A 23986-nucleotide genomic window follows, 5' to 3' on the forward strand; every position below is an offset into this window, starting at 1 on the left:
TCCAGGGGTCCAGACTTGCACATCGTCGTTCCATCCAGCTCCAACACGTTTCAGAAGTCCTGGATCGCCTCGGGAAGAATTCTCTTTCTGATCGCCATCAGCGGGCTCGGAGCGATTGGACTCGTCGTGCTATCGGCGCTCTGGGCTGGAGCCGAAAGCGACGCTGCGGCCCTTGATCGCCAGCGTCAGCTGGTGAATGCGCGCCTGCGCGAACAGGTCGATCAGGTCGCCCATGTCATCGGTCAGTTCGGCAACGGCTATCTCGCCCGCGTTTATCCCGCGTCCCGTTCGGCAGGTGTTTCGTCCGGCCTCGATGCGGTTCTGACCGGGGCGGCCGGCAGCGCAATCAGCGAAACCGCAATGTCCGCCTTCGGATATGATCAGGCTTTTGTCGTCGACGAGAAGGCTCAGCTGAGCATGCTGACCGACGCGAAAACTGAAAAACGCTATCGCTGGATGAAGCCTCTGTTTTTGCCGCTCCTCAGGGATAGCCGTCTTACGGCACGCCACAGTCCGACTTTCAGCGACCGAACGCCATCCTCGCTGGAAAGCCGTCGGGCGAGCGCGGTTCGCCCCAACCATGCGCTGGCCAATCTGATGCGGTTGGAAGGCCGGCCGACGATCGTCGGCATCGTCGCCATCAACGAAGCTCCCGATGGACAGCCGCAGCCGAAGCGGCAATTCCTGATCGTCGTGCGGTTTCTCGATGGCGCGGCCCTCGACGAGTTGAGCCGGCAGCAGGGCCTCAACGGCGCGCGCTTTGCCCGCACGGCCGATGCCGACGAAAATGAGGTCGCGTTCCAAATCGACGCGACGGCAAATGGTGAACCGATCGGCTTCATCGTATGGCGACCCGATCTTCCAGGTTCGCGGGTGATCGGCCGATTGATGCCGGCGCTTTCGATTGCCGCCCTGGTGATCGCCGTGCTGTTTTCGGTGCTGCTTGTGCGGCTGCGGAGCAGTCTCGGCGAATTGAAGAGAAGCGAGCTGCATGCAAGGCAGCTTGCCTTGCATGACGTGCTGACCGATCTTCCCAACCGCGCCCTGTTCGCCATACGGTTCGAGGAGTGCCTGACCCATATGCGGCATTCGACCGAGCGCTCGGCCGTAGCACTTCTCGACCTCGACCGCTTCAAAGCGGTGAACGACACGTTCGGCCATGCCGCCGGTGATGAACTCATCAGGATGGCCGCCGAGCGGATCCGTTCGGTCCTTCGTCCTGATGATACGCTCGCCCGGCTCGGAGGCGACGAATTTGCCCTGCTTCTGCGGGACATCAAGGATGACGATCAAATCCTGCTGTCTATATGCGACGCGATCGTTGCCGCACTTGGCAGGCCCTTCCCGCTTTTGAGGGGCGAAGCGGTCGCCCGCGTCGGCGGCTCGATCGGTGTCACCATCGTGCCGGATGCCGGGCGAAATGCCGATGACGTCATGCGGTATGCCGACGTCGCACTTTACGAGGCAAAGATGGGCGGGAGAGGCCAGTGGCGCGTCTATTCCCCGTCCATGGACGGCGGCAGAAATGCTCGCGACATTCTCAAGAACGAATTGCGCGAAGTTCTGGCCAAAGGCACGGCTCCCTCCGCTGGCAATCCCCAACCCGGCCCGGACGGCAGCAAGCCGGATTTCGGATCGCTTGAGGTCTATTACCAGACGGTGCATCGCGCCGAGGGCGGATATTCGGCTTCCGGTGCGGAGGCTCTCGTGCGCTGGCGTCACAGTCAGCGCGGACTGCTGACCCCTGCGACCTTCATCCCCGCAGCCGAAGAGGGCGGCCTCATCGACGCCCTCGGGTTCTGGGTCTTGCGCGAATCCTGCAGGGCCGCCTGCACATGGCCTGAAGAAATCTTCGTGGCGGTCAACGTGTCGCCGGCCCAGCTGAGAAGACCAAATTTCGCCGAGGAAGTCTTCGCCGTGCTCGAAGAGACCGGTCTGCCGCCATCCCGCCTCGAGCTCGAGCTCACCGAGTCCTCGCTCATCGAGGATAATTCGGATGTCTATACGGTACTGAAATCACTGCGCAGCCGGGGCATTCAAATTTCCCTCGATGATTTCGGGACCGGCTTCTCATGTCTCAGCCATCTGGTGCGTTTCGACATCGACCGCATCAAGATCGATCGTTCCTTCGTCTCGCAGCTCGGTGCAAAAGCCAACGGAGCAGCCATCATCGGCGCGATCGTCACCCTCAGCCGCAATCTCGGCATCTCGACGACGGCAGAAGGGGTTGAAACCGAATATCAACGCGACTTTCTGACCGCACTCGGCTGCACCGATCTCCAAGGCTATTTCTTCTCCAAACCGGTTCCTCTCCGCGAACTCGACGGCTTCGCCAAATCGGACAGCGGCGCCGGCTCACGGGCGATCACTTCGGGAGCCATTGCCTAACTAAAGCGCGTCTCAGATCCTTCTTACGCAAAACCGCTGCCCCGTTTTGCACGACATGCTTGAGAGCCTTTGATCTTCCAGCACTCGGGAACTTTCGTTCCGGGCAGCGGTTGACACCCGAAGATGAAAGGGGGATCTGATGGGCGGGATCGGCGAATGGCGGCACCTTTGCGTCGACATGCAGCGCATGTTTGCCGAAGACACCCCATGGCACGTGCCCTGGATGGTTCGGATCTCTCCACAGATCGAGGAGCTAGCCGGTCGGCATCCGTCCCGGACGATTTTTACCCGATTCGTGCCGCCCCAGCATCCGGATGCGATGCCGGGAAAATGGCGCGACTATTACCAGAAATGGTGGATGATGACGGGCGAGCACCTCCCGCCCGAGCTCATCGATCTGGCTTCCTCGCTGCCCTCGCTCGTTCCGCCGGCGCGATACTTCGACAAACGCACCTATTCGCCCTGGATCGACGGCCGCCTCCATGCGATTCTTCAGTCGGAGCGGGTCGACACCCTTGTGATCACCGGCGGGGAAACGGATGTCTGCGTGCTCGCCACGACGCTTGGCGCCATCGATCTTGCCTATCGCGTCATCGTGCTGAAGGACGCCGTCTGCAGCAGCGCCGACGACACTTATGACGCGTCGCTGGAACTGCTGCACGATCGATTTTCCGTCCAGCTGGAACTCATGGAGACGCAAGAGTTCTTGAGCGGCCTCGGCTGAGAAGCTCTTTCGAGCAGAAGCCCTTGGCGAATTTAATGGATATGCGTCGTCGCGACGAAAGCTGGCTTCAAGACAATATCGGCCTGTTCAGCCGAACTGCCTGCGCGAAATACGATCGCGGCGACGTCGCGTGCGATGGGGGTATCGGAATTCATGCAGCCGACGTTGTCGCATGACGAGGGCGCGCAGCCGCGATTTGCCGTCACCCGTCTGACGGATGGGAGCTCGTACCACCATAAGCACGGCGCCCGTCGGGCGCCGACAAGGGTTTAGGTCACCAACAAGCGGGCAACGCCGGCGAGCGTGTGGCGCCCAGCCCAACCACATAGGTCAAGCTTCCCGCGATCTTCGCAAGAACTGTTTTCGCAAGAAGATCATGATTGATGTCATCACGCGCGGATCCCGCAACCGCCAGTCCTCTAGCCTCCGAGGAGCCTTCCGTTCGATATGTCGTGATAACCGCCTATTTCAATCCATCCTTCCTGGAATCCACCCACAGGCGGCGCTCTTGATCGTAGGGCAGGATGAGATGGGCCAGTTGCTTCTAGCGGTTCTTCTGCGAATATTGGCTACCGGTTCGCACCTCGGCTTCGGCCCCCTCCATAGCGGCGCTGAACAGCTGGAGGGCGAACTCCTTTGCGGCCTTTTCGTCGTCTGCACATAGTCTCAACGGCGCGCACTTCTCCTTCAGATTGCGAATGAGCTTTCGGCGAAGCCTGAAAACGAGATGCGGATCCGTTTTTGCGAGAAGCTCCTGCAGGCAGGTGACGGCAACCACTTCGAACATCAAAAGCCTGCCTTCGACTTCGCCTTGCGAAGGAATGGGAAAACGCTCACCGCCCCGCTTTAGATCTCGCTGTGTCGAAAGCATCTTTGCCTCCAAACCGATGATAGACCTCCGCTCGCTGAAATTCCATATCGCAAGTCCACGGCCACTCTTATGTGAAGAGCAGCTTGCAAGGTGTAAGTCGGTCTCGCTTTGACGAAGGTCAAGCAAGCCTCGGCTGTTCGGCCCACGAACCGGGAAGAGCTCTAGGACGCATCGACATTCATCGAAGCCGGATCATCGCGAGTGCTGCCTGTCCTGCTGTCGCATTGAGGCTTCGGGTGCGATGTTCACGAAACGGCTTCGGAACTGCCGCCTCCCGGATCGCATTGTCGAGACCGCGGAGGCCATGTGCTATTTTATCGCCAGGCCTTCAGACCGGCAGGACGCCAAAATTCAATCCCGCCGCAGCGTCTTGCCGGATTCCGCATCAAACAGATGAAGCTTGCCCGGCCGGGCGGCTATCGTCACGACCTGTCCGGGCTCGAAATCGTGACGTTCGGACAGCACCGCGACAAGTTCGCCGGAGCCGTAGCGCAGGAAGACCATCGTCTCATGGCCGGTGGGTTCGGTGACGTTGACGGTCGTTTCCAGGCCGCCCGGGCTAAGGGACAGATGTTCGGGCCGCACGCCGAGCAGCACGGCCTGTCCATCGGATGCCTCCGGCGTGAAACCGAGCGAAATCTCGTCGCCGGTCCCGGTGACGAACACCGCACCTTCGGCCTTGTAGCGGCCTTTCAGCAGATTCATCGACGGCGAGCCGATGAAGGTCGCGACGAACGTATTGCGCGGACGATCGTAGAGTTCCAGGGGTGTTCCGGTCTGCTCGATCTTGCCGCCCTGCATGACCACGATCTTGTCGGCCATGGTCATCGCTTCGACCTGGTCATGGGTGACATAGATCGTCGTGGTTTTCAGCCGTTGGTGGAGCTCCTTGATCTCCTTACGCATCTGCACGCGCAGCTTGGCATCGAGGTTCGACAGCGGCTCGTCGAACAGAAAGACCTGCGGCGACCTGACGATGGCGCGTCCCATCGCAACGCGCTGCCGCTGGCCGCCGGAAAGCTGGCGCGGATAGCGGTCAAGATAGGGCACAAGGTCGAGGGTTTCGGCCGCCGCCTGCAGTCGTTGCTTGATGACGTCGGCCGGCTGCTTCTGCAGGCGCAGCGCAAAGACCATGTTTTCGGCAACCGTCTTGTGCGGATAAAGCGCGTAGCTCTGGAAGACCATCGCAATGTCGCGGTCCTTCGGCGGCAGATTGTTGACGACCTTTCCGCCGATCGAGATGGTGCCGCCGGTGATGCTTTCGAGCCCGGCGACCATGCGCAGCAAGGTCGACTTGCCGCAGCCGGACGGGCCGACCAGCACCACAAACTCACCGTCGCGAATTTCGATATCAACGCCGTGCAGAATATTTAAGGCGCCATAGGCCTTGCGCGCCTCCGAAATATTGACCTCAGCCATATGCCTCCCAATCGCTTTCCGGCCACCCCAGGGGTGGTCCCAAGGGATATGCGTCGCTTGACAATATCCACGGCATCGCGCTCGAGGCAATCGTTGCCCGAGAGACCGTGAGACCTCCTCCATGAAACGTTTCATTTCTTATTGACTTTTGCCGCTTGCCGTCTAATGCTCGATGGTGAGACCGAGAGGAGCGGTTTCAAGCAAGAATTATGAAACGTTTCATTTTCTTGTTTACCAGATAGTTCTGCACGAGACCAGTCCCAAAAATCGGACCGGAACCAGTTCGGCAAGACCGGCTGGCGGCAGCCCAACGAAGCGTGGAGGAGGAAGACATGAAAGTCGAAATATACGATGCACTGATGCGCCGTCAGGCAAGCCGCCGCGACGTTTTGCGCGGAACGGCGAGTGCAGCAGCACTGCTCGGCCTGTCCGGCGCAGTCGGCGGAATTCCGGGCAAGGCGTTCGCTGCCGATGATCTGCGCGCCCAGATCCTGCAGATACCGGGGGTCGGCAAGGGCTCGCCGACGGATGCGGACTGGCAGAAGGTCGGCGAACTCTGCCTCGGCCCAACCAAGGCCAACGTCAAGCAGGGCGAGTTGGCCGGTGTCGAGCTGACCTTCATGGGGCTCAATAACCAGAATCTGCACAACTTCCTGTTCCGCGGCTTCCTGAAGCCCTGGGAAGCTTATACCGGCGCCAAGATCAACTGGATCGACCTTGCGCAAGCCGACTACAATGCCCGCCTTCAGCAGTCGATTGCGACCGGCACGGTTGATTTCGACATTCTCGAAATGGGCGCCCCCTTCGAAGGCGACACAGCCGGACGGGGGCTTCTGGACGAGATGCCCGACTGGGCTGCAAAGCAGATCGAAGCCGACGACCTGGTGAGCTACCTGAAACCCCCGGTCGGCACCTGGGACGGCAAGACCTATCGCGTGACGATCGACGGCGACTGCCACACCTTCGCCTATCGCAAGGATTACTTCGGCGAAGGCTCGATCAGCGGCATGGCCGAGCCGCCGAAGACCTGGCAGGAGGTCAACGCGGCGTCCAAGGCGCTGATCGGCAAAACCGATCCGCTGACCGGCCAGCCGGCCTACGGCTATCTCGATCCGCTGAAGGGCTGGGGTGGTTTCGGCTTCTATTTCATCGAAAACCGTGCGACCGCCTATGCCAAGTATCCCGGCGACCCGGCCTGGCTGTTCGATCCTGACAATATGAAGCCGCTGGTCAATAACCCGGCATGGGTTCAGGCGATCCAGGACGTGCTGGATCTGATCGCAGCCAAGGCCTATCCAGCCGATCAGATCAATGCCGACCCCGGCACCACGGCCTTTTCGCAGTTCCTGGCCGGCACCGGTGCAATGCTGATGTGGTGGGGCGACGTCGGCTCTGGCGCGCGCACCTCGGACACCTCGGTCGTCGGCGACGTCGTCGGCTTCGGCATCAACCGCGGCTCCAACCGGGTCTACAACCGCAAGACCGGTCAATGGGAAGACAAGTATAACGAAGCGCCCAACATGGCCTATCTCGGCTGGGGCATCTACGTCACCAAGCGGGTCTCCAGCGACGAGAAGAAGCGCAAGGCGGCCTGGTCTGCCGCCGCCCATCTCGGCGGCAAGGATCTGTCGCTGTGGACGTCGGCCTATCCCTCCGGCTTCCAGCCCTACCGTCAGTCGAACTTCAATTACGACGAATGGGAAAAGGCAGGTTACGACCGCGCCTATATCGAGGACTATCTCGGTTCGAACGCCGACAGCTATAACCATCCGAACGCTGCGATCGAACCGCGCATTCCGGGCATCTTTCAATATTATTCCGTCGCCGAGGACGAATTGGCGAAGGGCTTTGCCGGACAGTACAAGTCGGCGCAGGAGACCGCGGATGCAATTGCCGCGGCCTGGGAAAAGATCACCGACCAGATCGGCCGCGACGGCCAGCTGAAACTCTATCGGGCGAGCCTCGGGCTCTGATCCACAGACCAAACGCGCCGGCGGATCGAAAGCGATTCCGCCGGCGCCTTTTCTATCCGGGCGAGGAATATCATGTCGACAGTCGAAGGCGACCTGCTGCACACGGTCGAAGCCGGCTCCATTTCCGCGAGCCGCCGTTTCTGGGGCCGCGCGGCTCTGTGGCTGAGCGCCGCATGGTTCATTGCATCCTTTGTCTTGCAGGGGGTCCATGAGCTGGGTTGGACCGAATGGGGCTTTACCAACTGGCGACCCGTCCTCTATGCATATTTCCTTTGGGCCGCGGTTCTTTGCGTCACGCGCGTCGTCATCTACGGCGAGGCCGGCAAGAAGGCGCTGTTTGTTCTGCCGGCCGCGCTTTTCGTCGTGTCGATGGTGGTGTTTCCACTGCTCTTTGCGCTCTGGATCGGCTTTTCCGATTGGAACCTCGCCTCTTCTGCCGGGCGGCGCTTCAACGGGCTCGACAATGTGCGACGGATGATCGCCGACCCGTTCTACGCCAACGCCTTGCTCAACATGATCCTTTATTCCCTGGCGATCGTTGTGGAATATGCGATCGCATTCGGCCTGGCGCTGCTCCTCAACCAGGAAATCATTGCCCGGAAATTCTGGCGGGTCACCTTCCTCGTCCCCTTGATGCTGTCGCCGGTCGCGGTGAGCTGGATGGTCGGCAAATCGATGCTGGAGACGCGTTTCGGCCCGATCGCGCGCATGGCCCGTTGGCTCGGCTGGGAAAATCCGTCCTTCTTCGGCGATCCGCTGACGGCCCGGCTTTCGATCATGATCATGGATGCCTGGACCTTCATTCCCTTCATGATGATCATGCTTCTTGCCGGATTGCAGGCCCTGTCACGGGAGGTGCTGGAGGCGGCCGAAGTCGATGGCGCCACCAAATGGCAACGCTTCTGGCAGGTCATTTTCCCGCTGATGCTGCCGGTGTCGGTCACGGCGGTGATGATCCGCATCATCTTCAAGCTCAAGCTCGCCGACATCATCATCACGGTGACATCGGGCGGCCCGGGCGGCGCGACCGATTCCGTTACCAGTTTCATCTATCGCGAATACCGCGACCGTTCGAATGTCGGTTACGGGACGCTGCTCGCGCTCGTGTATCTTGTGATCATCGTTGTTGGCATGACAGGGCTGATGAAGATTTCCGACCGTATCGTGAAGCGGATGACAGGAAGGCTCTGATGGTTCGCATCGATTTCGAAAAATACGGGCGGGGCCAGCGCATTCGGTGGTGGGCGATGCGTTTTGCCGTCTACGGCCTGCTCGTCGTCTGGGCATGTGTCTGCATCTTCCCGCTGTTCTGGACGGTTTCAACCTCGTTCAAGACGGCGGCGGATGTCATGCGCGGCAATCTGATCCCTTGGTTCAATTTTACCCCCAGCTGGCTCGGCTGGCGCTCGCTCGGGCTCTCCCCCGATACGATCTCGCAGATATCCACGGTGCGCGACGAATTCATGCGCCGGCTCTGGAACAGCGTCATCATCTCGGTCACGGCATCCGCTCTTGCGGTCGTGCTCGGATCGCTGGCCGCTTATGGGCTCAGCCGCTTTTCCTACAAGTTCGGCCATATGCGCAATTCCGACATCTCCTTTTTCTTCCTGTCGCAGCTCATCATGCCGCCGGTCGTCCTAGCGCTGCCGTTCCTGGTTCTCTACAAGGAACTGGCGCTGCTCGACACCTATGCCGGCATGATCGCCGTCTATACGCTGATGGTCCTGCCGATCGTCGTCTGGATCATGCGCGACCAGTTCGCCACCATACCTGTAGAGCTCGAGGAGGCAGCCCTGGTCGATGGTCTGTCGGTCTGGGGCGCGTTTGCCCGGATCATCGTGCCACTGGTTCTGCCGGGCATGGTGGCCGCGTTCCTCCTGGCGCTGATCCTGTGCTGGAATGAATATTTCTTCGCCGCGCTGCTGACCTCCACCAACACCAACACGTTGCCGGTGATGATCGCTAGCCAGACAGGAAGCCAGGGCATCAACTGGTGGTCGATGGCTGCGCTATCCACCGCCGGCATCCTGCCGCTGGTCGTCGTCGGCGTCGTGCTGGAAAAGCATATCATCGCCGGGATGACCGCGGGCGCCGTAAAATAGCTGCGGGATGTTGGAAATGGCGAAGATGCCGACAGTCAAGGACGTTGCCGAACATGCGGGCGTATCCGTGGGCACGGTTTCGCGCGTGTTGTCGGGCGAAACCGCGGTCAAGCCGGCGCTGCGCGAAAAGGTCAACGACGCCATTTCGGCGCTTGGTTACCGGCCGAACGTCACCGCAAGGGCGCTGCGCACCAGCAGAACCGACGTCATCGGCCTCGTCGTTCCCGACATCACCAATCCCTTCTTTGCGCAGCTTGCGGCAAGCATCGAACGTGCGGCGCTCGAATGCGGGCACAGCCTGATGCTGGCAAGCTCGCATAACGACAGCGAGGCGGAACAGAGTCACGTTTCGGCCTTTCTCGACCGGTCGGTGCGCGGCATCATCGTCGTGGCTTCCAGCGACGGTTCGGGCCTGGATCTGCCGGCTTCGGTCCCCGTCATATCGCTCGACCGGCGCTTCGGCACCTTTCCCCTGGTGTCGACCAACCACGCGCAGGCCGCTACGCTGATTGCCGATCATCTCTATGGGCTGGGGCACCGGCGCATTGCCTATATTGCCGGGCCGACCGACACTGAAGCAGGGCGCATACGCAAGGACGCATTCGTCAGCCGTATGGACGGGTTCGGCAAGAGCGGCGAGCCGGTTGACCTGGAAATCGTCTACGGCAGGTTCGACTACGAGTCCGGCGAACGGATTGCCCGTGAGCTTCTTTCCCGCCCGCCTCAGGGCCGGCCGACGGCAATCGCCGCCGCCAGCGACCAGCAGGCTATCGGCGCATTACGCGCGGCCCGCGACCTCAAGATCGACGTGCCGCGGAAACTTTCGGTCACGGGTTTCGATGACATTTCACTTGCCAATCTCGTGGTGCCGCGGCTGACGACCATACGCCAGCCCGCCGATATGCTGGCGCGCCGAGCGGTCAGCCTTCTCCTTGAGGAGCCGCCAGGCACGGCAGACGAAATGGTCGACGGATCGCTGATCGTGCGCGGCTCGAGCGGCCCATGTCCGCACTTCAAGGCGGACATCACCGGGCATACAAATTGAAGCACGGCCGGTGTTTCGGCCACAAAAAAGGATGGGAGATCAATGCTCAAGGGAATCAGGGCCGAACTCAACGGCGACATTCTTCAAGCACTTTGCAACATGGGACATGGTGATTATCTCGTCATCTCCGACATGAATTTTCCATCGGATTCGATAGCCCGCCAGACGCGTCTGGGAAAATTGCTGACCATGGAAAACATTCCCGCGCCGCAGGCGATCGACGCGATACTTTCGGTCTTGCCGCTGGACACACCGATCCAGCCGTCGGTGGGCCGCATGGAAGTGATCGGCAAGCCCGATGAAATTCCGCCGATTCAGCAGGAGGTCCAGACGATCGTCGATCGCGCCGAGGGCAAGCCATCGCCGATGTATCCCGTCGAACGCATGGCCTTCTACGACATCGCCAAAAAGGCCTATTGCGTGATCGCAACGGGGGAACTGCGGTTCTATGGGTGCTTCCTTCTGACCAAGGGCGTCATTCCGGCGGAGGAGGCTCGCAGATGAGCGAGAAGAGCGGAATCGTCATTCTGGGCATTTTTGCCGCCGACACCGCCTATAAGGCAAAGCGCCTGCCCCATATTGCCGAGACGCTGATGGGCTCCGGTTTCACGCTCGGGCCGGGAGGCAAGGGCTCCAACCAGGCAATTGCCGCGGCAAAGGCCGGCGGCAAGGTGACCTTCATTTCACGGGTCGGCAACGACCCCTTCGGCGACATGGCCCTTGCCGCCTATGCCAAGGCGGGCGTCAAAGCCAATGTCATGAGGATGGAAGGTGTCTCGAGTGGCGCCGCCTTCATCTTCGTCGACGAAGGGAGCGGCGACAATGCCATCATCGTCGCACCGGGCGCCGCTGGCCTCATCGGCATCGAGGATGTCGATGCGAACCGGGCCGAGATCGAAAGCGCCGCCATCTTCATGACCCAGCTCGAACAACCGCTCGAGGCGGCCATGCACGGACTGTCGATGGCGAAAAGGGCAGGGGCCACGACCATCTTCAACCCGGCGCCCGCACGGACGATACCCGACAGCATTTACGGCTTGTGTGACTTCATCGTCCCCAACGAAGTTGAAGCAGCCGAACTGGTAGGCCACTCGATCGAAACCGACGAGCAGGCACGTGCAGCGGCTAGCACATTGGTTGATCGAGGCGCACGAGCAGCGATCATCACCCTCGGCGCACGTGGGGCCTACTACTACACCGCCGGGCAGAGCGAATTCGTCCCCGCACTTCAGGCAGCCAATGTCGTTGACACGACCGGGGCGGGGGACGCTTTTCTTGGCGGCTTCGCGACGGCAATTTCCGAAGGACAAGCGCCGGTCGAAGCCGTCCGTTTCGGCTGCGCGACCGCGGCAATCGCGGTCACACGGCCCGGCACGGCACCCGCAATGCCGTCACGCTCCGAGATCGACGCCCTGCTGCGGTCCGCATGATTCCGAGCGCAGGCCGGTGCCGGCGAAAATGATTTGCCCCTCTCCTGGTCGTCTCAAGGTTAATTGAGACCACCCGGACCTTGATCAAGACGATACGAGAATGCCGATGCCGCCGCAAAACACCACTCGAAGTTGGACGCTCACGGCGTCTGGGCGCCGGTCGCGGTGACATATACCGAATAGATGGAACGTGTGGCGGCAATGAACAGCCGGTTGCGTCTGGGTCCCCCGAAGGTGAGGTTCGCGACCGTCTGTGGCACGCGGATCTTGCCGATCAGCTTCCCCGTCGGATCGAAGCAATGCACGCCATCACCGGCACTGGACCAGAGATTCCCATTCACGTCGGTTCGGATGCCATCAGGAATGCCGTTGTCGATGTGGCAAAAGACGCGGCTGTTCGCCAGCTTGCTGCCGTCCACCACGTCGAAGGCGCGGATGTGGCGCGGCAGGCTATGATCGTGGCTGGCTGCCGAGTCCGCGACGTAGAGGATCTTTTCGTCGGGCGAGAAGGCGAGGCCATTTGGCTGAGTGAAATCCTTAACGAGGGCAGAAAGTTCGCCGGTTGCCGGATCGAGCCGATAAACGTTGCGGGTCGCCTGCTCTGGTTCGGCCTGATAGCCTTCATAATTCGACATGATGCCGTAGGTCGGGTCGGTGAACCAGATCGTGCCGTCCGACTTCACCACGACATCGTTCGGTGAATTGAGCGGCGCACCTTCGAAACGGTCGGCAAGCACGGTGATCGAGCCGTCAATCTCGGTGCGCGTTACCCGGCGCCCGCCATGTTCGCAGGAGATCAACCGCCCCTGCCGGTCGCGCGTGTGGCCGTTGGTGAAGTTGGAGGGTTGCCGGAAGACGGAGACGCCGCCTTCAGGCGTCCATCGCAGCATGCGCTGGTTGGGAATGTCGCTCCATAGAAGCTGGTTGCCATCGTTGAACCAAACGGGACCCTCCGCCCAGCGGCAGCCGGAATAAAGTTCCTCGAGGCCGGCGCTCGTCACGATCAGCTGCCGGAAGCGCGGGTCGTGGATTTCGTAGATGCTGGTCTCGGCCATGGCGGTCTTCCCGTTTATCGCATGCCGGCCCGGCGGCCGCCGGCAAGCATGATGACGCTGATGATGATTAGGCCGGTCATGATGAGGCGGATGCCTGCGCCGAGCCCGTAGGTGTTGAGCATGGAAACAACAAGGAACATGAAGAGCGATGCGCCCCAGATGCCCGGTACGTTTGAATCGCCGCCGGCGACCGCCGTGCCGCCGATCACGACGACGGCAATCGAGGTCAGCAGATATTCCGAGCCCATGTTGAGCGCCGCGCCGCCGGAGAAGCAGGCGAGCAGGTAGCCCGCGACGGAAGCGAGCACGGCGCAGAACAGGTAGGTGACGAAGCGCGTGCCGTCGACCGGAATGCCGGCCATCCGCGCAGCCGGCATGCTCTGGCCGATTGCCGAGATCCAGCGACCGTAGATCGTCTTCTCAAGCAGGAACCAGGCGATCAGCGAGATGAGCAGAGCGACAATCGCTACGTTCGGGATGCCGAGTGTGTTCGAGGTGGTGAATTCCGCAAGCAAGCTCGGGGGTTTGATGCGCAGTCCGCGGTTCGTCCAGATCGCCGCGGACTGCACGATGAAGCTCATCGACAGCGTGGCGATGATCGGCGGAATTCTCAGCGCCTTGATGAGCACATAGTTGCCGATGCCAACGGCAAGGCCGATGACGATGGCAATGAGCAGCCCCGGCAGGATCATTCCGTTTTCGACATTCATCAGTTTCAGCGCCACGGTACCAGCAAGCGTCATGGTGGCGGGAACCGAGAGATCGATATTGCCTGGGCCGAGCGTGATGACGAACATCTGGCCGATGCCGACGATGACCGAAAAGGCGGCGAAGGTGAGGGCGGCCTGCGACAGGCCGAGCGTGCTGGCGCCGAAGGTGACCATGATCGTCAGGAACCAGACGACGAAGGCGGCCAGCCATGACCAGATCCAGGGTTTGCCCATAAGGTTGAGGCGAGACGTCATCGGCGTTTCTCCCGCTTCTCCAGGCGGTTCAGCATCAGGCGTAGCGCCAGCACGATGATCAGGATCGCGCCCTGAGCGCCGATCTGCCAGTCGGGCGAGATACGCAGGAAGGACAGGAAAGAGCCGGCCAGCGTCAGTGTCAGGGCGCCGATGACGGCGCCGATCGGAGAGACGCGGCCGCCGATGAACTCGCCGCCGCCGAGGATGACGCCGGCGATCGACAGAAGCGTGTAGCGCAGCGCGATGTTGGCGTCGGCAGAGGTTGTGAGACCGACGAGGGCGATACCAGCAAGCACGGCGAAGACTCCGGCGAGCCCATAGGCTGCGGCGCGGGCTGCGACAATCGACCAGCCCGCGCGTTCGACCGAGCGCTGGTTGCCGCCGATGCCGCGGATCAGCACACCGAGCGAGGAGCGCGTGACGAGAACGTGGGCGACGGCGGCAATGACGATGCTCGCAACGATCGCCATCGGCGCCAGCGGCGGCTTGACGGTCATCATCCAGCGCACCCAGTCCGGCGCCTGACCGCCCGGCGCCGGCAGCAGCATTACGGCAAGGCCACCCCAGACGAAGCTCATACCGAGTGTCACGACGATGGATGGCAGATTGCGCAGATGGATGACGACGCCGAGCGCCGCATAGGCCGCAATCGCGCCGGCGAGGATCAGGATTCCGATGACAGGGGTATCGCGCAGAAAAGTGGCGCTGACACAGGCGACGAAGCTGACAAAGGTACCCATCGACAAATCGAGATCGTTGACGGCCATGACAAGCATCTGGGCGATCGTTGCAAGCGCGATCGGCACAGCCAGATTGAACAGCAGGTTGAGCCCGACATAGCTCATGGCGCGCGGCTGCAGCCAGAAGACGGAAGCGAGCAGCAGGGTCAGCGACAGGGCGGGAATGGCAAGACGCATCGCGTCCGAGGAGAGCCGGAACGTCATGCGGCGACCCCTTCGAAGGAGGCAGCAATGATGTTCTTCTCGCTGACGGTATCGCCGGCGAGTTCCGCGGTAATGCGGCCTTCGCGGAAGACGTAGACGCGGTCGCAAAGGCGGACCTCGTCAATCTCGGTCGAATACCAGATGAAAGTGCGCCCGCGCGATGCTTCCTCGCGGATGATAGCATAGACTTCCTGCTTGGTTCCGACGTCGACGCCGCGCATAGGGTCATCCATCAAGACGACCGGCGCACGTGTCGAAAGCGCGCGCGCAAACAGCACCTTCTGCTGGTTGCCGCCGGAAAGCGACAGGATAGGGTTCGCCATGTCGGGTGTGCGGATTTCGATCCTGCGCTTCCAGTCGGCGCCCTTCGTCTGCTCTGCGTCCGCGAGGATGACCCCCCGTCGGGACAGATCGCCGAGCGAGGCGATCGAAAAATTGCGCACGATGCTCCACAGTTCGAAAATGCCGTTGAGTCGGCGGTCGCCGGCGACGAAGGTGACGAGTGAATCGCGTTCGGGCAGCCAGTTGCCGGCCTGGGCGGCATGCAAGGCGAGGAGAAGTTCGGTCTGCCCGTGGCCGGCCAGCCCCGCCAGTCCGATGATTTCGCCCTTGCGGGCTGCGAAAGGCCGGCCCGCCGTCTGATGCGACAGAATGAAAGGAGCGTCGGACTGTAAGCGCGCCGGGCGATCACCGGTGTCTTCCCTCGCAACGGTGCCCATGGCCTCCACAAGGCCATGATGGTCAAATTCGCGCGCCGAACGTTCGGCAACGACGCGGCCGTCCTTCATGACAATGATGCGGTCGGCCGTTTCGAGGATCTCGTGCAAAATATGCGAGATGAAGATGACGGAGCCGCCGGCGGCGACGAAGCGGCGGACATGATCCAGCATCTGGCGGGCGAGGCTTGCGTCGAGCGACGAGGTCGGTTCATCGAGGATCACCAGCCGCGGCGCAATACCGGCATCGGAAAAGGCCATTGATATCTCGACCATCTGCCGTTCGGCGATCGAAAGGTCGCCGACGGCGCGGCCGCTGTCGATGCCGTGGCCGGGAAAGACGGCGTCGAGGCTTTTCTCGATGATCCTTGCTGCCCGCCTGCGCCAGCCGAAACCGCCGAGATGGCGGTGCATGATGCGCGTATTTTCCGCGATCGAGAGGTTGGGACAGAGGGACAGTTCCTGGAATACGCAGCGCACGCCGCGAGCGCGCGCGGCGTTGATGCCGTAACGCTCCAGGCGCGCGCCATCGCTTGCCACGCTTCCCTCATGCGGCGTCAGCCCGCCATTGATGACGCTGACGATCGTCGATTTGCCGGCGCCGTTGTGTCCGACGAGACCGACGCATTCGCCCGGCATGACGCGGAGCGTGACGCCGTCGAGTGCCCTGACGGCGCCGAAGCTCACCTTGGCGTCATCGACGGCGATCACCGCCTTCAAAACGTCATCCATGCTTGCCCGCCACAGCTGATCCAAAGAATGCCGCGCAGCCATTTGCGACCGCGCGGCAATCGCCGGGAGATTACTTTGCCGACTCGATGACCTTGATCGCGTCCGCCTGCGTGTACTCGACATTGGCGACGCCGCCGGCCTGGGTATTGGCAAGGTTGGTTTCGAGATTGTCCTGGTCAATCCGCAGGAAGGGCACGACAAGATCCTTCTTGACCTGCTTGCCGTCGAGGATCTGCTGGGCCACCCAGAAAGCGAGCGTCGAGACGCCGGGCGCGATCGACACGGACATTGTCTCGTAGCCTTTGGCGTCCTTCTGCTCCTTCCACCACTTCAATTCATCTTCGCGGTTACCCATGATGATAATCGGCATCTTCCTGTCCGTCGCGGCGATCGCCTGTGCGGCGCCATAGCCGTCGCCACCCTGCGTCACCACGCCGGCGATCTCAGGCAGGCTTGGCAGGATGCCCGCAACGGCCTTCTGCGCCACGTCCTGCGCCCAATCGCCATGCACGGAGCCGACAATCTTGAACTGCGGGAACTGCTTGACGCCCTCGTGGATGCCGGCCGAGATCTCGTCATCGACGAAGACGCCGGCAAGGCCGCGGATCTCGAGCAGATTGCCGCCTTGCGGAAGTTTCTTCGACAGATACTCCACTTCGCTGCGGCCCATTTCCTTGAAATTGACGGCGATGCGCCAGGCGCAGGGTTCGGTGACGATGCCGTCGAAGGAAACGACGGTGATGCCGGCATCGCAGGCTTCCTTGACCGCGCCGTTCAGCGCCGTCGGCGAGGCGGCGTTCAGGACAATCGCATCATAGCCCTGCAGGATCATGTTCTGGATCTGCGCCGCCTGTTCCGTCGCCTGGTTTTCGGCGGTGGTGAAGGGGTCAGCTGCGGCGACGACGCCGGCCTTGACGGCTTCGCCTGTCACTTTGCCCCAGCTCGTCAGCATGGCTTGGCGCCACGAGTTGCCGGCATAGTTGTTGGAAAGGGCGATCTTCTTGCCGGATGTGTCGGCAAAGGCAGAAACGGGCATCGCGGCGCAAGCAAGAGCGGCCGATGCCAGAAGCATCTTACGAATTGTCATGTCTTCCTCCCTCATGATCGCGCCGGTCGGCCGATCGCTTCACTGCTGCCGGCTTAAGCGGGCTTAAGTGAAAATTGTTCTTGCACTGAGCTTCCTCCTCTCAGTAAGGGCAGGATGCGGGAGATTGGCCAGTCTGTACAGGGGCAAGGCGGCAAGTCGTTTGCGGGTTTTGCGCAATAAGCTGCGGGTTTACGCAAGACGGCGGCCCATCCGCGGGCGCTTACTGGGAAACGTTCACGGCGGGTTGAGGAGCCTGTCATGACGGGGAGGAACTGACAATGCTGCAACCAGCACCAGCAGCCCTGTTCGACCATTATCTCGGCATTTCCCGGCTGCTCGCCGGCCAGCTCGATTTCCGTTCGGCGATCCGCTCCGTCGCGGCCGAGGTCGCCCACATCATCCCGCACGACCATCTCGACGTCTGCGTGTTGCTTGAGGGCGGCAACTACCACACGGCCTACGAGACCGGCATCGAGACCGCCTGGGGCGAGATCGCCGGCGCGCCGGTGGTCAACAGTCCCATTCGTTCGCTGCTTTGGGGCGAGGTCGACTTTCTGCTTGCCGACGATGCCATGACGGATCCGCGCTTCCATTTCGAGGGCGCTTTCAAGCGGCCGATCGTCGAACAGTCGCTGAGAAGCCGCCTGCATGTCCCGATGAAGGTGCAGGGCACGATCATCGCAGCGCTTTCCTGTTCGTCTCACAAAGCGGGCGTCTATACGATGGAGGATATCGAGCGCGCCCGCATCATCGCAGATCTGCTGACGCCCTATTTCTTCGCGCTGCAGGCGGCCGAGCAAGCGCAACGCTCTGCGATCGTGGAGGCGGAGGCCCGCGCCCGTGAGGAGGGGTTGCGTCAAGGCGCCCTGAAACTGACGGAAGCGCTGGAGCAGGAGCGTCAACGGATCGGCATGGACCTTCACGACCAGACGCTTGCCGACCTGACGCGGCTGGCGCGCCGGATCGATCGGCTGTCGCGCAACGGCGAGGTGACGGCCGAGGTACTGGAGCCCGTTTCACGATCTTTGCAGCATTGCATGCAGGATCTGCGGCAGATCATCGAGCAGGCAAAACCATCCGTTCTCCAGCTCTTCGGCCTCGCCCAGGCAATCGAGCATCATCTCGACCGATCGACGCGCGATGCCGGATCGGCGATCGAATGGGGTCTGGTCGATGAAACGAATGGCGCGCTGGAGCAGCTGGAACCGACCGTCAGCGTCGCCATGTTCCGGATCGCCCAGGAGGCGATCAACAATGCCGTTCGCCATGCCGCGCCCCTGGCAATCATGGTGCGGCTCGAGGCCGACAAGGAACAATTGTCGATCGAAATTTCCGACGATGGAACCGGGCTCTCCAAGGTCCGAGGACGGATCGGCGGCGGCATCGACAATATGAAGACCCGCGCGCGGCTGATCTCAGCACGTTTCACGACGGGACCTGGCCATAACAACCGGGGAACCGCGGTCCGCGTCGTACTGCCGCTAGGGCCCGGTCCAGCGCCGAATGGGCCGGCGGGCGAATAAAACTGAGGAGCAAAGCGAAATGAAGGTTCTGATCGTCGAGGACGACCCATTGCACCGGTCCTACCTGCACGAGGCGGTCAATGCGGCCCTGCCGGAATGCGATACCGTGATCGAGGCGGAGAATGGAACCGCCGGCGAAAAGCTCGCTCGCGACCACAAGTCGGCGCATATCGTCATGGATCTGCAGATGGCCAATAGAAACGGCATAGAAGCGGCGCGTACGATCTGGAAGGAGCGGCCGGAGACACGCATCCTGTTCTGGTCGAATTATTCGGACGAAGCCTATGTGCGCGGCGTCTCGCGCATCGTGCCGGATGGCGCTGCCTATGGCTACGTGCTGAAATCCGCTTCCGACGAACGGCTGAAGCTTGCGCTGCGTTCGATTTTCATCGAGAGCCAGTGCGTCATCGATCGTGAGGTGCGGGGCCTGCAGCAGAAAAGTCTCGGCCAGACGAACGGCTTCACCGATTCCGAATACGAGATCCTCGTCGACATCGCGCTCGGCCTCACCGACCGCGCCATCGCCAAACGCCGCGGCCTGTCGCTGCGCAGCGTCCAGAACCGCCTGCAGCAGCTTTATGACAAGCTCGATGTCTATCAGACCGCCGGCGATGACCACGAGGACGGCCGCTTCAACCTGCGTGCCCGCGCCGTCACCGTCGCACTTTTGCGCAAACTGCTGAATTACAGCGCGCTGGAACGGGCCGAGGCAGAGCTGCAGGAGTGGCTTGACGGAAATTAGCCGAAGCGGGGCTCCGGGTTTGAATGCGGCGCCTGCTCGGGAGTTCAGCGGCCGTTTTCTTTTCTCCAGGCCTGGTATTTCTGCTGATGTTCTTCCTTGGTACAGGGGTAGAGGCCGATGATTGCTTCGCCGGCCTTGACCTGCTCAAGGACGAAGTCCTCGTAGCTTTCCATATTCGTGCATTCATCCGCGAGTTCATCGGCCAGATGGGCAGGGATGACCATGACGCCGTCCCGGTCGCCGACCAGGACATCACCGGGAAACACGGCGACATCGCCGCAGGAAATCGGGACGTTGATGTCCAGCGCTTCGTGCAAAGTCAAATTGGTTGGCGCCGACGGCTTGGCGTAATAGGCCGGCATGTCAAGCGCGCCGATCCCCTCGGCATCACGAAAACCGCCGTCGGAGACGACGCCCGCCGCGCCACGGAGCGCCAGCCGGGTGATCAGGATGGAACCCGCCGTCGCAGCCCTTGCGTCCTTGCGCGCGTCCATCACCAGCACCTGCCCAGGAGGGCATGTCTCCATTGCGACTCTCTGCGGGTGATTTGGGTTCTGGAAAACCGTGATCGGATTGCGATCTTCACGGGCGGGAATATAGCGCAGCGTGAATGCCTGTCCGACCATCGCCTCGGCCTTGGGCGCCACCGGCACGACCCCCTGGATGAACTGGTTTCGAAGGCCGCGCTTGAAGAGGGCGGTGGCGATCGATGCGGTGGAGATCTTCTTGAACTTCGCGCGTGTCGCCTCGCTCAGCACGTAATCGGTCATTCTCATTCCTCCCTCAATAAATATCCGGTTCGCCGGCGCTTTGGCCGAAACCCGTTTCTAGAAAATCGAAGTCACAGCCCTGGTCGGCCTGCGTCACATGGCGGGAGAACATCCAGCCATAACCCCGCTGGAAATGCGGCTCCGGCGCCTTCCATGCATCTCGACGGCTGACGAGTTCTGCCTCGTCGACCAGCATGTCGAGCCGGCGGTTGGGCAGATCGAGGCGGACGATGTCACCGGTTCTCAGCAATGCCAGCGGACCGCCGATATAGCTCTCCGGCGACACGTGCAGAATGCAGGCGCCGTAGGAAGTGCCGGACATGCGGGCGTCCGAAATGCGCAGCATGTCGCGATGCCCCTGTTTGATCAGCGCCTTTGGGATCGGCAGCATGCCCCACTCGGGAAACCCCGGTCCACCTAGCGGCCCGGCGTTGCGCAGCACGAGGACGTGGTCGGGCGTGACGTCGAGATTTTCGTCATCGATCGCCTTCTTCATTTCCGGATAGCTGTCGAAGACCAACGCCGGCCCCTGATGCACATGATATTTCCGGTCACAGGCCGCCGGCTTCATCACGGCGCCGTTGGGGCAGAGATTGCCGCGCAACACGGCAAGCGATCCCTCGTGATAGACCGGATTAGAAAGCGGCCGGATGACATCGTCGTTATAGACCTCGGCACCGATCAGGTTTTCGCCCATGGTCTTTCCGGTGACGGTCAGGGCCGTCAGGTCGAGCCGGTCCTCGAGCTGTTTCATCAGCGCCCGCAACCCGCCCGCATAGAAGAAATCCTCCATCAGATAGTCCTTCCCCGAGGGGCGGACGTTTGCGATGAGCGGCGTCACCCGCCCCAGCAGGTCGAGATCGTCGAGCGTCAGGTTGATGCCGGCGCGTCTGGCCATCGCAATCAGATGGACGACGGCGTTGGTGGAACAGCCGGTGGCCATGGCGACGATCGCGGCGTTGCGGCATGCCGCTTCCGTGACGATCCGGTCGGGCGTCAGATCCTCCCAGACCATCTCGACGGCGCGGCGGCCGCAGGCGGCCGACATCCGCTGATGATTGGCGTCGACGGCCGGAATGGACGAGGCGCCCGGCAACGTCAGCCCCATCGCATCGGCAATCGCGGTCATAGTGCTGGCGGTGCCCATCGTCATACATGTGCCGGCTGAGCGGGCGATGCCGCCCTGAACGCCGAGCCACTCGGCATCGGTGATGTTGCCGGCGCGACGCTCGTCCCAATATTTCCAGGCATCCGAGCCGGAGCCGAGGATTTTGCCGGCGTAATTGCCGCGCAGCATCGGCCCGGCCGGCAGGTAGATCATCGGCACGCCGGCCGACAGCGCCCCCATGACGAGGCCGGGCGTGGTCTTGTCGCAGCCGCCCATCAGCACGACTCCGTCGAGCGGGTGCGAACGGATCGTCTCCTCCGTCTCCATCGCCAGCATGTTGCGGTAGAGCATGGAGGTGGGCTTCGTGAAACTTTCGTCGACCGACAGCGACGGCATTTCAACGGGGAAGCCGCCGGCCTGCGAGACGCCGCGCTTCACATCCTGCACACGCTCCTTGAAGTGGGAGTGGCAGGTATTGAGCTCGGACCACGTGTTGAGGATGCCGATGATCGGCTTGTCGCGAAAATCCTCCTCGGCGTAGCCGAGCTGCATCATGCGCGAGCGATGGCCGAAACTGCGCAGGTCATCCGGCGCGAACCATCGCGCGCTTCGCAGCATGTCCGGCGTTTTTCTGTATGTCATGAGGATACCTTCTCGGGATGGGAAAATCGCATTCGCGGCTATTCCTTCATTCCCCATTTCTGGATGGTGTGGCGCTCGATCGTCTGGAAGACGAGGTTTTCGACGATCAGGCCGATGATGATCACGGTCAAGAGGCCGGCGAAGACTGCCGGAATATCGAGAAGGTTGCGGTTCTCGAAGATGAACCAGCCAAGGCCTCCCTGGCCCGAGGAGACGCCGAAGACGAGCTCGGCGGCAATTAGCGTGCGCCAGGCGAAGGCCCAGCCGATCTTCAGGCCGGTGAGAATGGAAGGGAAGGCGGCCGGCACGAGGATCCGCAGCACATAGGAAATGCCCGTCAGTCCGTAGTTCGCGCCGACCATGCGCAAGGTGCGCGAGACCCCGAGGAAACCGGAATGGGTATTCAGCGCCACTGCCCAAAGGACCGAATGCACCAGCACGAAGACGAGGCTGGAGGCGCCAAGGCCGAACCAGATCAGCGCCAGCGGCAGAAGCGATATCGCCGGCAGCGGGTTGAACATCGCCGTCATCGTTTCGAGAAAATCTGTGCCGATGCGTGTGTTGATGGCGAGCACGGTCAGGAGTGCGGCGAGCACCGTGCCGAGCGCGTATCCCATGAATAGGATCTGCAGTGTCGTCCAGATGCGGGCCGGCAGCGTGCCGTCGGCGAAACGGTCAATCAGCGTGATGATCGTGTCGCTGAGCGTTGGGAACAGAAGGGGATTGTCGAGATAGGAGGCGTAGACCTGCCAGACGATCGCTAGCGTGACGATCAGCAATGTCTTGCGCAGTGCGCCGATGCCCCAGAGCGTTTCGAATGCACTCAGCCTCTGTTCGACCGGCTTGACGTTGTCGTAGGGCTTGGTGGCCTCGACATCGGGCGCAAGGATGATGTTTGCGGATAACATGGTTCTATTCCTTGTGGCCTGGTTCCGAGGAAAACAGCAGGTTATGGATGTCACGCTCAAGGACTGCGGCGCTGCCGTCTTCGTGGCTGATCTTGTCGACATCGACCACTTCCGCCTTGACCCTGCCCGGGTGCGGCGACAGGAGCAGGATCCGGTTCGAGATCTTGATCGCTTCGGCAATCGAATGCGTAACGAAGATGACCGTGAACCGGGTGTCTTCCCAAAGCTGGAGCAACTCGTCCTGCATCTGCCGGCGGGTGAGGGCATCGAGCGCTGCGAAAGGCTCGTCCATCAGGAGGATATCCGGCTGCATCGCCATGCCGCGAGCGATCGCGACGCGCTGCTTCATGCCGCCGGACAGCGTGTGGGGATAGCTGTCGACGGCGCGCGTCAGCTTCACTTTGTCGATATACTCACGCGCCAATGCTTCAGCTTCGCCCTTCGGCAGCTTGCGGGCGACGAGCAGCGGGAACATGACATTCTCAAGCACCGTCTTCCAGGGCATCAGCTGGTCGAACTCCTGGAAGACCATCATGCGGTCTGGCCCCGGGCACTTCACCTTGCGCCCGTTGATATGGATGGAGCCTGTCGACGGCGTCATGTAGCCGCCGACGGCTTTGAGAAGCGTTGACTTGCCGCAGCCGGACGGTCCGAGCAGCACGAACCTGTCGGATTGGCGGACGGAGAAACTGACGCCCTCGGTGGCGGTGACCAAGAGATTCGGGGTCTTGTAGCGCAGCGTCACATTGTCGACCTTGAGGAGGGGCTCTCTCTCGGCCGCCGGTGCGGTCTCGTTGTCTGTTCGGGCAGTGGCCTGAAGCATTGGAATTACTCCTTGAAGA

Annotated in this window: 21 protein-coding genes; 10 read left to right on the forward strand and 11 right to left on the reverse strand. The window is 61.7% G+C overall.

Features of this window, described 5'->3' with window-relative positions:
- Positions 1 to 15: 15 nt before the first annotated feature.
- Positions 16 to 2388 (forward strand): putative bifunctional diguanylate cyclase/phosphodiesterase, encoded by a 2373-nt coding sequence (locus tag PYR71_RS06065; protein WP_275618618.1) that lies wholly within the window; start codon positions 16 to 18, stop codon positions 2386 to 2388.
- 139 nt (positions 2389 to 2527) lie between these two features.
- Positions 2528 to 3112 carry a cysteine hydrolase family protein gene (locus tag PYR71_RS06070; protein ID WP_275618619.1) on the forward strand — a complete coding sequence of 195 codons (585 nt, stop codon included), beginning with the start codon at positions 2528 to 2530 and terminating at the stop codon, positions 3110 to 3112.
- 544 nt (positions 3113 to 3656) lie between these two features.
- On the opposite strand, the gene PYR71_RS06075 is transcribed toward PYR71_RS06070, so the two are convergent.
- Both PYR71_RS06075 and PYR71_RS06080 read right to left on the reverse strand, forming a co-directional pair.
- A complete protein-coding gene (locus PYR71_RS06075; protein ID WP_275618620.1) occupies positions 3657 to 3983 on the reverse strand; it encodes a hypothetical protein in 327 nt (108 codons plus the stop codon).
- A gap of 351 nt (positions 3984 to 4334) precedes the next feature.
- A complete protein-coding gene (locus PYR71_RS06080) occupies positions 4335 to 5402 on the reverse strand; it encodes an ABC transporter ATP-binding protein (RefSeq protein ID WP_183918371.1) in 1068 nt (355 codons plus the stop codon).
- Between the two features lie 332 nt (positions 5403 to 5734).
- On the opposite strand from PYR71_RS06080, the gene PYR71_RS06085 reads away from it, so the two are divergent.
- The 6 genes from PYR71_RS06085 to rbsK all read left to right on the forward strand — a co-directional run bounded on the left by PYR71_RS06085 (position 5735) and on the right by rbsK (position 11952).
- On the forward strand, positions 5735 to 7375 hold the full coding sequence (locus tag PYR71_RS06085; protein ID WP_275618621.1) for an extracellular solute-binding protein: 1641 nt from the start codon (positions 5735 to 5737) through the stop codon (positions 7373 to 7375).
- A 72-nt stretch (positions 7376 to 7447) separates the two neighbouring features.
- Positions 7448 to 8566 (forward strand): carbohydrate ABC transporter permease, encoded by a 1119-nt coding sequence (locus tag PYR71_RS06090; RefSeq protein ID WP_275618622.1) that lies wholly within the window; start codon positions 7448 to 7450, stop codon positions 8564 to 8566.
- Positions 8566 to 9477, forward strand: a complete 912-nt coding sequence (locus PYR71_RS06095; protein ID WP_064686393.1) for a carbohydrate ABC transporter permease — start codon at positions 8566 to 8568, stop codon at positions 9475 to 9477. The genes PYR71_RS06090 and PYR71_RS06095 overlap by 1 nt, the downstream gene beginning before the upstream one ends.
- Positions 9478 to 9493: 16 nt before the next feature.
- Entirely contained in the window at positions 9494 to 10522 is a 1029-nt protein-coding gene (locus PYR71_RS06100; protein WP_275618623.1) for a LacI family DNA-binding transcriptional regulator, read from the forward strand.
- A gap of 42 nt (positions 10523 to 10564) precedes the next feature.
- Positions 10565 to 11026 carry an RbsD/FucU family protein gene (locus PYR71_RS06105; RefSeq protein ID WP_275618624.1) on the forward strand — a complete coding sequence of 154 codons (462 nt, stop codon included), beginning with the start codon at positions 10565 to 10567 and terminating at the stop codon, positions 11024 to 11026.
- Positions 11023 to 11952 carry a ribokinase gene (rbsK, locus tag PYR71_RS06110; protein ID WP_275618625.1) on the forward strand — a complete coding sequence of 310 codons (930 nt, stop codon included), beginning with the start codon at positions 11023 to 11025 and terminating at the stop codon, positions 11950 to 11952. Before PYR71_RS06105 ends, rbsK begins: the two co-directional genes overlap by 4 nt.
- Positions 11953 to 12092: 140 nt before the next feature.
- On the opposite strand, the gene PYR71_RS06115 is transcribed toward rbsK, so the two are convergent.
- The 5 genes from PYR71_RS06115 to PYR71_RS06135 all read right to left on the reverse strand — a co-directional run bounded on the left by PYR71_RS06115 (position 12093) and on the right by PYR71_RS06135 (position 17451).
- Complete coding sequence (locus PYR71_RS06115) at positions 12093 to 13007, reverse strand: SMP-30/gluconolactonase/LRE family protein (protein ID WP_275618626.1); 915 nt, start codon at positions 13005 to 13007, stop codon at positions 12093 to 12095.
- 14 nt (positions 13008 to 13021) lie between these two features.
- Entirely contained in the window at positions 13022 to 13972 is a 951-nt protein-coding gene (locus PYR71_RS06120; protein WP_275618627.1) for an ABC transporter permease, read from the reverse strand.
- Positions 13969 to 14916, reverse strand: a complete 948-nt coding sequence (locus PYR71_RS06125) for an ABC transporter permease (RefSeq protein WP_183918355.1) — start codon at positions 14914 to 14916, stop codon at positions 13969 to 13971. The genes PYR71_RS06120 and PYR71_RS06125 overlap by 4 nt, the downstream gene beginning before the upstream one ends.
- Positions 14913 to 16364, reverse strand: a complete 1452-nt coding sequence (locus PYR71_RS06130) for a sugar ABC transporter ATP-binding protein (protein WP_275618628.1) — start codon at positions 16362 to 16364, stop codon at positions 14913 to 14915. The genes PYR71_RS06125 and PYR71_RS06130 overlap by 4 nt, the downstream gene beginning before the upstream one ends.
- A 70-nt stretch (positions 16365 to 16434) precedes the next feature.
- On the reverse strand, positions 16435 to 17451 hold the full coding sequence (locus tag PYR71_RS06135; protein WP_183918352.1) for an ABC transporter substrate-binding protein: 1017 nt from the start codon (positions 17449 to 17451) through the stop codon (positions 16435 to 16437).
- 278 nt (positions 17452 to 17729) lie between these two features.
- Here PYR71_RS06135 and PYR71_RS06140 point away from each other — a divergent pair, with 278 nt between their 5' ends.
- Together PYR71_RS06140 and PYR71_RS06145 are read left to right on the forward strand one after the other, a co-directional pair.
- Complete coding sequence (locus tag PYR71_RS06140; protein ID WP_275618629.1) at positions 17730 to 18974, forward strand: GAF domain-containing sensor histidine kinase; 1245 nt, start codon at positions 17730 to 17732, stop codon at positions 18972 to 18974.
- A gap of 19 nt (positions 18975 to 18993) precedes the next feature.
- Entirely contained in the window at positions 18994 to 19716 is a 723-nt protein-coding gene (locus PYR71_RS06145; RefSeq protein WP_275618630.1) for a response regulator transcription factor, read from the forward strand.
- Positions 19717 to 19760: 44 nt separating this feature from the next.
- Here PYR71_RS06145 and PYR71_RS06150 read toward each other — a convergent pair whose 3' ends face one another.
- Genes PYR71_RS06150 through PYR71_RS06165 form a run of 4 tightly spaced genes read right to left on the reverse strand, consistent with a single transcriptional unit; the run spans position 19761 to position 23967 of the window.
- Positions 19761 to 20486 (reverse strand): ribonuclease activity regulator RraA, encoded by a 726-nt coding sequence (locus PYR71_RS06150; RefSeq protein ID WP_275618631.1) that lies wholly within the window; start codon positions 20484 to 20486, stop codon positions 19761 to 19763.
- A gap of 13 nt (positions 20487 to 20499) precedes the next feature.
- Positions 20500 to 22236 carry an L-arabinonate dehydratase gene (gene araD / locus PYR71_RS06155; RefSeq protein WP_275618632.1) on the reverse strand — a complete coding sequence of 579 codons (1737 nt, stop codon included), beginning with the start codon at positions 22234 to 22236 and terminating at the stop codon, positions 20500 to 20502.
- A 38-nt stretch (positions 22237 to 22274) separates the two neighbouring features.
- Entirely contained in the window at positions 22275 to 23144 is an 870-nt protein-coding gene (locus PYR71_RS06160; RefSeq protein WP_183918344.1) for an ABC transporter permease, read from the reverse strand.
- Between the two features lie 4 nt (positions 23145 to 23148).
- Positions 23149 to 23967 carry an ABC transporter ATP-binding protein gene (locus tag PYR71_RS06165; protein ID WP_275618633.1) on the reverse strand — a complete coding sequence of 273 codons (819 nt, stop codon included), beginning with the start codon at positions 23965 to 23967 and terminating at the stop codon, positions 23149 to 23151.
- Positions 23968 to 23986 lie beyond the last annotated feature (19 nt).

It is taken from the genome of Rhizobium mulingense, from assembly GCF_029194105.1.
Classification (GTDB): domain Bacteria; phylum Pseudomonadota; class Alphaproteobacteria; order Rhizobiales; family Rhizobiaceae; genus Rhizobium; species Rhizobium mulingense.